8 protein-coding genes are annotated in these 14,619 nt (G+C 54.9%); 3 read left to right on the top strand and 5 right to left on the bottom strand.

The window, feature by feature from the left end:
* Positions 1–66 precede the first annotated feature (66 nt).
* Positions 67–3,576 carry a chromosome segregation protein SMC gene (smc, locus tag EL386_RS06790; RefSeq protein ID WP_126454674.1) on the top strand — a complete coding sequence of 1,170 codons (3,510 nt, stop codon included), beginning with the start codon at positions 67–69 and terminating at the stop codon, positions 3,574–3,576.
* Positions 3,577–3,608: 32 nt separating this feature from the next.
* Complete coding sequence (gene zipA / locus EL386_RS06795) at positions 3,609–4,484, top strand: cell division protein ZipA (protein ID WP_126454676.1); 876 nt, start codon at positions 3,609–3,611, stop codon at positions 4,482–4,484.
* Between the two features lie 5 nt (positions 4,485–4,489).
* Here the strand turns inward: zipA and EL386_RS06800 are convergent, their stop codons facing one another.
* The 5 genes from EL386_RS06800 to EL386_RS06820 form a co-directional block, all read right to left on the bottom strand.
* Positions 4,490–5,638 carry a phospholipase effector Tle1 domain-containing protein gene (locus EL386_RS06800; RefSeq protein WP_126454678.1) on the bottom strand — a complete coding sequence of 383 codons (1,149 nt, stop codon included), beginning with the start codon at positions 5,636–5,638 and terminating at the stop codon, positions 4,490–4,492.
* Positions 5,639–5,674: 36 nt separating this feature from the next.
* Positions 5,675–6,580: a cation diffusion facilitator family transporter gene (locus EL386_RS06805; RefSeq protein ID WP_126454680.1), complete on the bottom strand. Its 906-nt coding sequence runs from the start codon at positions 6,578–6,580 to the stop codon at positions 5,675–5,677.
* Between the two features lie 138 nt (positions 6,581–6,718).
* A complete protein-coding gene (gene nhaD / locus EL386_RS06810) occupies positions 6,719–8,110 on the bottom strand; it encodes a sodium:proton antiporter NhaD (protein WP_232020259.1) in 1,392 nt (463 codons plus the stop codon).
* Positions 8,111–8,171: 61 nt separating this feature from the next.
* The gene (locus tag EL386_RS06815) at positions 8,172–10,160 is read right to left on the bottom strand and encodes an SLC13 family permease (protein ID WP_126454682.1); all 1,989 of its coding nucleotides are present in this window, start codon (positions 10,158–10,160) and stop codon (positions 8,172–8,174) included.
* Positions 10,161–10,454: 294 nt separating this feature from the next.
* Entirely contained in the window at positions 10,455–12,164 is a 1,710-nt protein-coding gene (locus tag EL386_RS06820; RefSeq protein ID WP_126454684.1) for a SulP family inorganic anion transporter, read from the bottom strand.
* Between the two features lie 178 nt (positions 12,165–12,342).
* Here EL386_RS06820 and ligA point away from each other — a divergent pair, with 178 nt between their 5' ends.
* Positions 12,343–14,388, top strand: coding sequence for an NAD-dependent DNA ligase LigA (ligA, locus tag EL386_RS06825; protein ID WP_126457260.1), 2,046 nt, complete (start codon positions 12,343–12,345; stop codon positions 14,386–14,388).
* Positions 14,389–14,619: the final 231 nt, after the last annotated feature.

Below are 14,619 nucleotides of genomic sequence, written 5' to 3' on the forward strand. Positions count from 1 at the left end.
ACAAGTGATGTGTTATGATGCGGTCAATTTTGTAGTTCTAACCTCAAGATATAAGAATACGATTGCATGCGCCTCGACAAGATTAAACTGGCCGGTTTCAAGTCCTTCGTGGACCCGACCACCGTCTCTTTTTCCAGTAATTTGACCGGTATTGTGGGCCCGAACGGCTGCGGTAAGTCGAATGTCATCGACGCCGTGCGCTGGGTGATGGGTGAGTCCTCCGCCAAACACCTGCGTGGCGAGTCCATGGCCGACGTGATTTTCAACGGCTCCTCGACCCGCAAACCGATTGGCCAGGCCAATATCGAGCTGATTTTTGATAACAGCGATGGTAGCTGCCCCGGTCAGTACGCCAATTACAACGAGATATCTGTGAAGCGCTCGGTGAGCCGTGATGGCACCTCGAGTTATTTCCTTAACGGTACACGTTGCCGTCGCCGCGACATTATGGACCTGTTCCTCGGTACCGGCATGGGGCCACGCAGCTACTCGATCATCGAGCAGGGTATGATCTCGCGTTTCATCGAGGCCAAGCCGGATGACATGCGCGTTTTCATCGAAGAGGCTGCGGGGATCTCCAAGTACAAAGAGCGCCGTCGCGAGACCGAGAACCGTATCAAGCACACCCGCGAGAACCTCGAGCGCATTAACGACCTGCGCGAAGAACTCGATAAACAGTTAAGCCACTTACAGCGCCAGGCGAATACCGCCGAGAAGTACAAGCTGCTGAAAGAGGAAGAACGAGTTACCCGGGCACAGTTGCTGGCGTTACGTCGTCGCGGCATTGACGACCAGGCCGAGAAGCAAAAGCGTGCCATCGCCGAAAAGGAAACCGCTTACGAAGCGGCGGTGGCCGAACTGCGTGGTGTGGAAAGCAAGCTTGAGCACCTGCGCGAACAACATACCGAGGCACATGACAACTTCAACCATGTGCAGGGCCATTACTACAAACTCGGTGCCGATGTCGCACGTATCGAGCAGGCCATTCAGCACACCAAGGAAAAACGTCAACAGTTGCAGCAAGACAGTAGCGAAGTGGAGAATGCGCTGAACCAGGCGCGCACTACGCTGGAAACCGATAATCGCAAGATCAGTGAGCTCGATACTGCCTATGCGGAGATTGAACCGGCGATGCAGGCAGCCCAAGAGGCCGAACAGACGTCCCGTGAGGCCCTGTCTCGTGCCGAAGAGGCCATGCATGACTGGCAACTGGACTGGGAAGAATTTAATAACAATGCCGCCGAGCCGGGTAAGACCGTGCGCGTGGAGCAGACCCGTATCCATCACCTTGAGGCGCAACAGCAACAACTCAACGACCGCGTTAGCCGTTACCAGCAGGAACTGCAGGGCATGGGCACGCAGGGACTGGAAGAAGAAATCGATGCTATTCGCAGCCAGTTGCGTGATGTGGATGCTGAGGTCAACGGCCTGGGTCAGCAGTTGCAAAGTACACAGCAACAGATCAGTCAGAGTCGTGAGCATAATGAAAGCCTTGTTAAGACACTGAACGCTTCACGTAGTGATCTGCAGAGCCAGCAGGGTAGGCTGTCATCACTCGAGGCCTTACAGGAAGACGCACTCGGTAAGGGCGAGAGTGTGGTTTCCGACTGGCTGGACAGGAATGGCTTGAAAGACGCACAGCGTCTTGCTGAAACACTCGAAGTTGAAAGGCGCTGGCAGACAGCAGTGGAAACCGTGCTCGGCTTCCACCTGCAGGCCGTCAGCGTGAATGAGGCCGGTAACCTCGGTCAGGCCCTGGCCGGCCTGGATAAGGGTGCGATCGGCATAATTGAACGCGGTGCGGTGAATAACGCCACGGTGCGTGATTTTGCGACACCTTTGTCACAATACGTACGTTCCGAATGGTCACTGGATGCGTTGCTAGCCGGTATCTATACCGCCGACTCGATAGAACAGGCGCTGTCACTGCGCGGCCAGTTACAGGCACATGAATCCATCGTTACCGCGGAAGGGGTCTGGCTAGGACCCAACTGGATGCGCATGACGCGCAACACCGATGAACAGGCCGGTGTGCTGCAACGTGAGGCCGAGATCCGTGACACCGAAAGGCGTATTGGTGAACTGACGGCAGGCGTTGACGACCTGCAACAGCAGCTTGATACAGGTCGTGATGCCCTGCATGCACATGAAAGAGCACGCGATGAAACCCAGCAATCACTGGATGCCGCCAATCGCCTACATGCTGAATACAAGTCGACGCTGGGTAGCCGTGAAACGGCGCTGGAACAGATGCGTTCACGCAGCCGGCAGATCGAAACCCAGCTCAGTGAACTACGTGGTCAGATCGAACAGGATAGTAGTGCAGTAGAAGAGGCCCGGGCACGTTTGCAAGAGGCCGAGGCCGCTGCTGCCAAGCTTGATGCCGAGCGTGCCCAGTTACAGCAACGCCGTGACAATTTACGCGAAACACTTGACCAGGTCCGCGAGCAGGCACGCGCCGATCACGATGCTGCGCATCAGCATGCCTTGCGTGCGGAATCTATTCGCACCGAGTTGAGTTCCACCCGACAGGCCATGCAGCGCATCGAAAGCCAGATCAACACATTGGAACAACGCCAGGCAGAACTGCAGCAGTTGATTACCGATAGTGAGGCACCGCTGAGAAGTATGGAAGAGGAGCTGGGTCTGGCATTACGCGGTCGTCAGGAAGTGGAAGAAAAGCTCAACAACGCACGCAAGCAGGTTCAGGATATTGAACATGCCATGCGCGAGGCCGGCGATGATAACGGTAAGGCCGATCAGCTTGTTCAGGAAGTACGTGGCCAGTTGGAACAGCTGCGTATGGATTTTCAGGGTATTAGTGTTCGTCTGCAAACCCTGCAGGAGCAGATCGATGAAACCGGCTTTGGACTGGATGCCTTATATGCCGCCCTGCCTGAAGATGCGACCGAGCAGCAATGGCAGGAAGATGTTACCAAGCTGGAAAGTCGTATTCAGCGTCTTGGCGCCATCAACCTTGCCGCGATTGATGAGTTCAAGGAACGCTCCGAGCGCAAGGAATACCTCGACAAGCAGATGACGGACCTTGAAGATGCACTGAATACACTGGAAAGTGCGATCGGCAAGATCGACCGCGAGACCCGCACCCGCTTCAAGGAAACTTTTGATATCGTCAATAACGGCTTCAAGGCGATGTTCCCGAGGCTGTTTGGCGGTGGTCACGCCTATATGGAGCTGACCGGTGATGACCTGCTGAGTACCGGCATTACCGTGATGGCGCGTCCGCCGGGCAAGCGCAATGGGACGATTCACCTGCTCTCCGGTGGTGAGAAGGCCCTGACTGCAGTGGCATTGGTGTTCGCCATCTTTGAACTGAATCCGGCACCATTCTGTATGCTCGATGAGGTTGATGCGCCACTCGATGACGCCAACGTCAGTCGCTTCTGTGAACTGGTCAAGGCCATGTCAGACCGTATCCAGTTTATCTTTATTACCCATAATAAGGTCACAATGGAGCTGGCGGGTCAATTGATGGGTGTAACGATGAGTGAACCGGGTGTATCACGACTCGTTGCTGTGGATGTTGATGAGGCAGCCTCGATGGCTGCCATGTAAGGCTGTTAACACAAGGCTCTAACGGAGCGCTCATGGACTCGTTGCGCATTTCACTCATACTGCTTGGCGCGGTGCTGATACTGGCCTTTTATTTCTGGGAGCGCCACAAGCGCCGCCGTCAGGATGATCGTTACCAGCGTTGGGGTGGTGTCAGGGAAGAGGGTACTGAAACCCATGTTGTTTCACGGCAACATAAAAATGACCTGCATGATGATATCGGCGATATCGAATCAATCTCTGCGCATGACGACACATCGGAATCGCTGCCAGCTGAGGAGATGTATTCCATACAGGAACCGGACCTCGAGACTGACCCGGAACAGCACAATGACCCCATCCCGGATATCCGCAGTGAGCTCGAGGCGCTCGAAGAAATCATCACTGCCGAAGATTCAGACCTTGATCAAATAGAGATGGGTGATCTCGATGTGCGTACAGGCCTGCGCCAGGAACAAAAAGACATACCTGTAGACAAAGTCACTGAGCCTGAGCGGATTATTGCCTTGCATGTCATGTCGCAGGAAGGCAAACGTTTTAATGGTCCTGATTTGTTGCATGCCTTTATGCAGGCAGGCCTGCAATACGGTGACATGAATATCTTCCATCGTATGCAAGTCGGCAATGATACGCCGATGTTCAGTCTTGCCAATGCCGTTGAACCTGGCAGCTTTGACTTATCCGCCATGGAAGAAACGTCTACCCCCGCGCTGATCATCATCATGACCCTGCCGCACCGAATGGATGCGCTGCAGGTATTTGATGACATGCTCGATACGGCACGTAAACTTACCCATGAGTTGAATGGCCGGCTTTGCGATGACCATCGCAGTGTCCTTACACGTCAGGCGATTGATGACCTGCGTGCCGACCTGAATGCCTATACGCTGAATAAGTCCCTTTCCAGCTAAACGGCCTAATCGATTATTTCATAGCCGTTTTTCAGGGTCTTGATGTTTGCCGGTTGGTACTGAATGCGGACACGGTGTTTGGTATCCGCTTTGAACCAGTTCTTGTTTTCAATCAGGCTGTAACTCTTTCTGCTGTCCTGAATACGTAACACGCTTTCATGAATCTTTGGTCGTAAAGCCTCGGCCGGTTGATCATCGACCTGCACAAAGACCGTGCGCAGACTCTTTTTGTAGCCTAAGCCATGAAAATGAAATACATAATCGTCGTCCGGCAGGTTACCGATGTATTCATTGAGTTGTGCAGGATTGAAATTGATATGAATGGGGTTGGCATCGGCGCTGAGAGACTTTAACTGGTTAACCATATAGTCGAGCGTTATCGAGGCAAGACGATCCTCACTATAGCTGCCACCCACATCGGAATGTACGCCGGGGAACCATACCTCATGTATCCCCTCACGCTGGTTCATGAGTGTAGGGGTATAGGGGTCGCGGGTCTCATCGAGGGCAACAAGGTGGACGGCCTTTTGCACATTTGGTGAAACATGCATGTCCTTGAACAGGTTCACCTTGTGAAAAGGGATGCCTAACAGTTTCACCGGCACGCCGAAGGCCCCGACCGTATCCCAGACACCCAGAAAATCAACACTCACCGGCCGGATGCCACCACTACTCTTATATTTTACAAAGCGTTGTTCGATATTTCTGGTGGAACGGTTTGAATAGGATTCAGTGGTGATTGTTATTTTTTCAGGGATACCTTCCTTGTGGAGTTGTGAGGCCAGCATACGTGCACAGGCGGCACCACGGCTGAATCCAAAAATCAGGATCCGGTCACCGGGTTGCCACTCCTTTACGAGGGTGGCATAAGCATGACAGCGAATACGTTTTTCGCCACCACCAATCGCACCGCCCGAGGCGCGCTCGAGAGCGGTACAGTCATCATCATTACCCACGCCGCGGAAGTAGCGGGCGATTTGTGTCGGTGAATCCTCGCCAAGGGATTTGAACAGGCGCACGATGTTGGTGATAAGGCCGCTACCCTGATGGCCATTTTCATCATTCCAGGTGCCGTCCATGAGGATGATAAGGTTTCTCTGCAACGGGGTTTGATTAAAGTCTTTGCTGTATTCACGAACTATCTTTTCACTCATTTCATGCCTCCTTGCCTACATTGATGGTGATGACGATCAGTTTTTATTTTCGGCCTCGATAAAGACGCGTTTTACCCGTGGCCAGTCTTGCTTGATCTGACTGGTTATTGTTTTAATTAATGCCTCGAGCTGACCCATCTTGATAGCATTATTAAAATCAACGCTAAGTGTCACCAGGATATATTCCGGCCCCATGTGCAGGGTCAGGACCTCGTTGATATGTTCAATTTCCTCATGTTGGCTAAGCAACTGGCGAATACCTTTAATCACCTCGGGTTTGGCACTTTCACCAATCAACAGGCTTTTTGTTTCATAAGCCAGCCAGATGGCGGTGCCACCAAGGATAAGGCCGATGATGACCGAGGCCAGCCCGTCCAGCCAGGGCAGGCCAGTCACCTGGCTGAGCATAATACCCAGCAGGGCGACGATGAGGCCGAGGATGGCGGCTGAGTCTTCGAACAAAATGACGAACAGGGTCGGATCCTTACTGTCCCTGACTGCATCCAGTGTACTGCGCTGGCCGCGGCTTTGGTTAAAGGCACGCATGGCGATAAACCAGGCGACACCCTCAAAGAGAATAGCCAGGCCGAGCACAGCGTAGTTAATCCAGACCTGTTCCATCTGGGCAGGGTGAAGTATATGCAGGATGCCCTCATAGATAGAGATACCGGCACCGACGGCAAAGATGAGGATCGCAACAATAAAGCTCCAAAAGTAGACTTCCTTGCCATGCCCAAACGGGTAGTGTTTGTCTGCGGGCAGGCGGGCGCGTTTCAGGCCATAGAGCATGAGCATCTGATTACCGGAATCCACGGTCGAGTGGATGCCCTCCGAGAGCATGGCCGAGCTACCGGTGAAGGCCGCTGCAATGAACTTGGTTATGGCAATGAGCAGATTGCCGATCAGCGCAGCGAATATGACGCGTTTGTTGGAGTGGCTCATGTCGTCCTGATCGTTGTTATTTTATTCTGTTACTTATATTACAGGAGACGACGTGGCTTAACATAGTATTTGTGGCTGATGTGAGGTAATAAAAAACGGGGCCACTGGCCCCGTTTTTTATTAATACTAATTCCTCGTCTATGTAAACATATGTGCATTAATCCAGAAATGCGTGGCAATACTGGCGGCATAGCCGAGTGCAATGACCGGGGTCCATTTCAAGTGGCCGAAGAAGGTGTACTTGCCGCGCGCCTGACCCATGAGGGCAACACCGGCGGCCGAGCCGATAGATAACAGCGAGCCACCGACACCGGCGGTCATGGTGACCAGCAACCACTGACCGGTGTCCATGGCCGGGCTCATGGTCAATACAGCAAACATGACCGGGATGTTATCGACGATGGCAGAGAGGACGCCGACGGCGATATTCGCATTGGTGGCACCCCACTGGTTGTACATGATATCTGAGGCCAGCCCCAGATAGCCGAGGAACCCAAGCCCCCCGACACAGGCAACCACGCCGTAGAAGAACAGCAGGGTGTCCCACTCGGCACGGGCAACCGGTTCAAAGACATCAAAGGCGACAGGGTTACCGATCTGCTCGTCACTTTCTGCCTCAACTCTTAGCATGGCTTCCTTATGAGTGGTTTTCTTCAGGAAGAAACCAAACAACTGCAGGTAACCCAGCCCCGTCAGCATTCCGATGACGGGTGGCAGATGCAGGAAGTTGTGGAAGGAGACTGCGGTAATAATCGTGGCAAGGAACAAGACGATAATACGCTTTGCGCCACGATGCATAGCCACCTTTTCATCGGCTACCGAGGGGCGCTCATTGGGAATGGCGAAGTGCATGATCGCTGCCGGTATGACAAAGTTCACCACGGACGGAATAAACAGCGCGAAGAAACCCCAGAACTCGATAATGCCCTTTTGCCAAACCATCAGCGTGGTGATATCACCGAAGGGTGAGAAGGCACCACCGGCATTGGCGGCGACGACGATATTGATGCAGGCGAGGGTAATAAACTTTGCATTATCTCCACCGACGGCGAGCACGACGGCGCACATGAGCAGCGCGGTGGTCAGGTTATCGGCAACGGGTGAGATAAAGAATGCCAGGATACCGGTGATCCAGAAGAGGGCGCGGAAGCCAAAACCTGAACTGATCAGCCAGGCACGCAGGGCATCAAAGACCCGGCGTTCTTCCATGGTGTTGATATAGGTCATCGCCACCAGCAGGAACAACATGAGTTCGGCGTATTCGAGCAGGTTGTGGCGAATGGCGCCTTCCGGCAGGCCTGGCGGCAGTCCCTGGCTCTGGTAGGTCCAGGCAATGGCGGCCCAGATGATACCGGCGGCAAGGATAACCGGCTTGGACTTGCGCATGTGTGTAAATTCTTCGGCCATGACCAGCAGGTAGGCAAGAACAAAAACACCAATGGCAAATAACCCGACGCCGCTGCTGGTCAGGTCTATGGGTGTGTTCACACCAACCGCTGCCGCCGTTGATGCAAGGGTCAGAGCGGGCATGAATGCCAGGAGAACACCCCAAAGCATAGTTATTATGGTTAACCGTTGCATAGAGCTTTCCTTAGAAGACGACATTCATCATGGTCAGCATGACCACCAGGAATAAGACGGTCATGATCCCACCCGCGCGCAGGAAGTCGGGCACACGGTAACCGGCCGGTCCCATGATCAGCGCATTGACCTGGTGGGTCGGGATCAGGAACGAGTTAGAGGTTGCCAGCGCCACGGTCAGGGCAAATACGGCCGGGCTGGCACCCACCCCGAGGGCAATGTTAACAGCCAGTGGCACCAGCAATACGGTGGCGCCGACATTCGACATGACCAGGGTAAAGAAGGTAGCAAGGACCGCGACGGCGGCCTGGATCACCCAAATTGGCGCATCACCTACCACGTAGAGCACCTGTTCGGCGATCCACTTTGCGGTGCCGGTGGTTTCCACGGCGAGTCCCAGCGGGATAAGGGAGGCAAGCAGGAACACGGTCTTCCAGCTCACGGCCTGGTAGGCCTCTTCGATGGTCAGCACACGTGAGATGACCATCCCCATGGCGCCGGTTAGCAGCGCAACGGACAGGCGTAGGTCGGTAAACAGGACCATGATCAGGGCGATGGCGAAGAAAACGATGGCCCAGCTGAGTTTGTTCGGGCGCAGTTGTTCTTCACGCGGGTATTCGGTGGTGACAACAATAAAGTTGCGATCTTTGGAAATACGCTCGAGTGCCGGCCAGGGCGTATGTACCACCAGGGTGTCACCGGCCTGGAACGGGATGTTACGGATGTCATCGCCTTCACGCATGGTTTTGCCGTTGCGGTGCAGGCCGATCATGGCTATGCCATAGGTCTTGCGCATCCATATGTCGCAGGCACTCTTGCCTATCAGGTCAGAGCCCGGCGGGATAACCACTTCGGCAATACCGGCCTTGGCGGCAGCCAGTGACTCGGCAAAGGTGCGTAGCTTGTCGCGTTTCTTCAGGCCATATTTTTCGACAAAGGCTTCGAGTGCGTCGGGTTCGGCGACCACACCCAGCACCATGCCAGCGGCAATTTCAGTATCCCGTGCGAGGGTACCCGGACCCATACGGCTTTCTTCACCGGCACGTTTACTGGCGATGATACGAACGCGGTTTGATGTTTCAATTTCATCGAGGCGTTTGCCGATAATACCGCTGTCTTCCTGTACCACAAGCTCTGACATAGAATAGTCAACATGGTAAACGTCACGGAAGTACTGCATCGGGTCAGTGCCGACGGTGCTGCTTTCGCTCTTCGTCGCAGGCAGAACAAAACGACCGGCGATCACGAAATAGAGAATACCGGTGACGACCAGGACCAGGCCGATCGGTGTTACTGAGAACAGTCCCCAGGTCGCCATCTGCTGGTCGGCAGGCAGGGCCTGATTCGAGGTCAGGATCAAATCATTCAACAGGATCAGCGGGCTGGAACCGACCATGGTAATGGTACCGCCGAGAATCGCACAAAAACCCATCGGCATGAGCAGGCGTGACATGGGCAGACCGGAACGGGCGGAGATACGTGATACCACCGGCAGGAACAGGGCCGCGGCGCCGACGTTTTGCATGAATGAAGAAATGATACCCACGGTTGAAGAAATGATCGGGATGATACGGCCTTCGGTGGTACCTCCGACCTTCAGGATGAACCCCGCGACCTTGGTCATAATGCCGGTCTTATCAAGACCAACACCGATGATCATCACCGCGATAATCGACATAACGGCATTCGAGCCAAAGCCGTCGAACAGGTGGTTGGTATCGACCAGGCCCTGTTGCAAACCCATTATCGGCGCGAACAGGCTGGTGAGCCCGAGGAGCACCATGATCGAGGCGGCGGCGACATCGACAGGCACGACTTCAAACACAAACAAGTAAATAGTCAGGATCAGGATCGCGCTAACCCAGGCGATCTCGATCGTCGGCACAACCATGGCCACGTAGATCGCAAGCAGGGTAAAGAGCCCGGCGCCAATGATTTGTTTTAGAGAGGGTCGACCGGTCTGGCGGGTAGTCTGTTCTTCGTCAGCGAGCGCGTTCATTCTTAAAACCTCATTAATTTCAATAAGTTAACCACGAAAAAAACCGTCCTGAGTCGCTGATAACGTTATCAGCGAGCAAAAGAGATAGCCTGGTTTAATATTCCGGTCTGGAAATTTGCTTTAGGCGGGCCGCTTGGGTCAAATTCGCACAATTACGGCCAAAATACTCATAAGGCGGAAGATACTACGCCTCAGCTAATTAGTATTCAAATGAATATATAACTTCTAATATTCCTGGTGGGAATATTTATGACCTGGAATAACGAGGCGGCATCGTCACCGGGTTAAGGGTGTTTATGTCGATTGACGTGCCTGGATATGCGCGAGGGCGGTCTTCAATATATCCAGTCGACTCATGTTAAGTTCATCCTCGCTGAATCTTGCTGTGATGCCTTGTTTTTTCAGCATGTTAGCGACTTGTGGGCGGCAGCCAACAATAAAGGCCTCGCGGCCACTGTCCCAGGCACTATGCAGCATGTCGTCCACGGCCCGGCTGGAGGTGTAGTCGATTTGCGGAACCTCGCTCAGGTCGATAATCAAGTCATCGTAGGCATCAAATCGGGCCAGGCGACGGGCCGTGCCCTTGGCGGCCCCGAAACTCATCGGCCCGGAAACCTGGAATAACAGGATACGCCCACCGGCCTCAGCCAGAATGGCGGACTCCTGCTCGGAGAGGTTGCTGCCCTCCTGCGGGCCGGTGAGGGTGTTGATCGAGTTGATTTGTAAGTCGACCATACGCTGCATAAACAGGAACGAGGCCATGATCATGCCAATGGCCACGGCAGTGACCAGATCGACAAACACCGTCATGATCAGGACCACAAACATGATCGCGACGCCCCCCTTGGGGGCATGTTTGAGGCGCTTCAGATAGTCCCAGTCAATAATGTCGGTACCGACCTTGACCAGGATCCCGGCCAGCAGTGCATGCGGGATATAGCTGGCGACGACGCCGGCGCCGAGCACAATGGCCAGCAGGACGAGGGCATGCAAGGCACCGGAAATCGGCGTCAGGCCACCGGCGCGCACATTGACCACGGTGCGCATGGTCGCCCCGGCACCGGGCAGGCCGCCAAACAGGCCGGCGAGGGTGTTGCCGATGCCCTGGCCGATGAGTTCGCGATTGGATTCGTGGTAACTGTGTGTGACGTTATCGGCCACCAGAGAGGTGAGCAGGGAATCGATACTGCCGAGGGCGGCGAGGATCAGGGCGGATTTGAGCATCTCAACCAGCAAATCCAGCTCAAGGACAGGCCACATGGGTGAAGGGATACCGGTCGGGATGTCACCGAGTACGGAGACATCGCCCATCATAAACCGGGTAGAGCCATCGACAACGACGCGGGAGATCTCGCCACCTTGCCAGAAGAACAACACCAGGGTGCCGACAATCAGGGCCATCAAGGGCGAGGGCACAATACGGTTAATCTTCTGCGGTAACAAATACACAATCAACAGCGCCAGCCCGCCCATCATGAGTGCGGCGCCGACCGGGGCGGCCAAAATCCCGGGCAGGGCATTCAGCGAGGCCATAGGCCCGGGTTGCGTGGCATGGCCAAACAGCGGCCCCAGTTGCAGGAGGATAATAATGACGCCGATGCCGCTCATAAAGCCGGAAACCACCGGGTGCGGGATCAGGTTGATAAAACGCCCAAGCTTGAGAACACCGAAGACAATCTGCAACAGGCCGCCCATGATCACCACGGTAAAGGCCAGCGTCGCACCGTATTCGGGCCTATCCGGGAACATCGCGGTGTACTGGGTGAAGATGGCCGCCATGACAACGGTCATCGGTCCGGTTGGGCCAGAAACCTGTGCAGGGGTGCCGCCAAACAGGGCCGCAAACAGGCCGACGAAAATGGCGCCGTAGATTCCGGCAATCGGGCCGGCACCGGAGGAGACACCCATGGCCAGGGCGAGGGGCAGGGCGACCACGGCCGCGGTCAAACCACCATAGATATCACCGCGAAGATTATTAAAATGAAGGCCGTGTACGAGTTGCATTCCCTTCACACTCCATTGCTATAACGTATTATTTTTAGTAAAAAAATCATTATACACAAGCTGGCCCGGCCGATAAATTGCCTTTTGACAGAGATATAAACTTGCCCGGGCTTATAGTATGGTTAGCGCTGGATGTGTCAGCGTAATAAGAAACCCCATAGCAGTGAAAAAGCCATCAATGAGCACCTCGAACAAAACCCTTCCCGCCAAGGATAAGCAACGCGCCGCCGAACTTCGCGAGCAGCTGAATTATCATAACTACCGCTATTACGTACTGGATGATCCGGAGATACCGGATGCCGAGTACGACCGCATGCTGCGCGAATTACAGGGGCTGGAAGAACATTACCCCGAACTACGCAGTGCCGATTCGCCAACACAGCGGGTGGGAGGCGAGGCCCTGTCGGCCTTTGCCGAGGTACAGCATGAGGTGCCGATGCTGTCACTCGGCAACGTATTTTCCGAAGAGGAACTGGTTGATTTTGACCGCCGTTGCCGCGAGGGCCTGGACGTCGATGAGATTGAATACCTGGCCGAACCCAAACTCGACGGCCTGGCGATCAGTCTCTTATATGAAGACGGTGTGCTCGTGCGGGGTGCTACGCGCGGTGACGGCGCAACGGGTGAGGATGTTACGCACAACGTAAAAACCATCGGCGCGATCCCGCTGCGCCTGACCGGTAAGGGTATTCCCAAACGGCTGGAGGTGCGTGGCGAGATCTACATGCCGAAAAAAGGCTTCGAGGAGCTGAACCAGCGTCAGCGCGACAACCATGCCAAGGTCTTTGCCAACCCGCGTAATGCCGCCGCCGGTTCCTTGCGCCAGCTCGATTCAAGCATCACGGCAACACGGCCGCTGAGCATGTATTGTTATGGCGTCGGTGTCGTCGAAGGTGCCCGTCTGGCGAAAACTCATCAGGCAACGCTCGAACAGTTACGCAGTTGGGGTTTGCGTGTCTCGAATGAGCCGGCCGTGGTAAAGGGCGTAAAGGCCTGTGAGGCCTATTATGAACAATTGCTGGCGCGTCGCGATGCGCTGGATTACGAGATAGACGGCATTGTTTACAAGGTAAACCGTCACGATCAGCAACAGGCCCTCGGGTTTGTCTCGCGCGCACCACGCTGGGCGATTGCGCGCAAGTTCCCGGCGCAGGAAGAAATGACCCGTGTGCTCGCCATTGATATTCAGGTGGGGCGAACCGGTGCATTAACGCCGGTGGCACGGCTTGAGCCGGTGGCAGTCGGCGGCGTCATCGTCACCAATGCGACCCTGCATAACGAAGACGAGATCCGCCGCAAGGATGTGCGTGTCGGGGATACGGTTATCGTCCGCCGCGCCGGTGATGTGATCCCGGAAGTGGTTAGCAGTATTAAAAGTAAACGCAAGAAGGGCGCACGCCAGTTTAAAGTGCCGACGAAATGCCCGGAGTGTGGCTCCGAGGTCGTGCGTGTGGAAGGCGAGGCCGTGGCACGCTGTAGTGGTGGCCTGTTTTGCCCGGCGCAGCGCAAGGAGAGCATCAAACACTTTGCCTCGCGTCGTGCCATGGATATCGATGGCCTGGGCGATAAGCTGGTCGAACAACTCGTCGATGCCGGCATGATCCATGACGTTGCTGATCTGTACAGCCTGCGTGTTGAGCAACTGGCCGCTATGGAACGCATGGGCGAAAAGTCGGCCACCAATCTGGTTGCCGCCCTCGAGAAGAGTAAGTCTACGACCCTGCCGAGGTTTATCTTTGCCCTGGGTATCCGCGAGGTCGGTGAGGCCACGGCGCTGAATCTCGCCACACACTTTGGTAGTCTGGAGAAAATCATCAAGGCCACTGAAGCACAACTGGAAGAGGTTACGGATGTCGGGCCGGTGGTGGCAAAAAATATCGTTGCCTTCGACCATCAGGCACATAACCGTGAGGTCATTGATAAGTTAATCCGGGCCGGTGTGCATTGGGCGGATATTAAAACCCGACTGCTGGGTGAACAACCGCTGGCGGGCAAGAGCATTGTCCTTACCGGTTCGCTCACAGAACCGCGCAATGCGATCAAAGACAAACTGCAGGCGCTGGGGGCCAAGGTGAGTAGCAGCGTCTCAAAGAAAACGGCCTGTGTGATCGCCGGTGCCGATGCCGGTTCGAAGCTGGCCAGGGCGCAAGACCTGGGCATTCCGGTGCTCGACGAGGCGGCCCTGAAGAAGCTGCTCGCCGGGGATATATCCTTACTTGGCTAGAGGCCCAGGCGTCGCCCGGCAAGCCTGTCTATCCGTAAAACTACCTACCACCCTGCATCCCGGGTTTGAAAGCTATCGCCTTTTCACACCGGGATAAGGCTTATTCAGCCACGTTCAGCATACCTCGAGGATATTTAAGGGAAAATTGCCTCGCACCCACGCGGGTAAAAGCCCGGTTTGATGCGCTTTATTTGATATAGGTCATGGACGATCAGCCTTGCCAGGTAGCAG

Source organism: Sulfuriflexus mobilis, from assembly GCF_003967195.1.
In the GTDB taxonomy this organism is placed as follows: domain Bacteria; phylum Pseudomonadota; class Gammaproteobacteria; order AKS1; family AKS1; genus Sulfuriflexus; species Sulfuriflexus mobilis.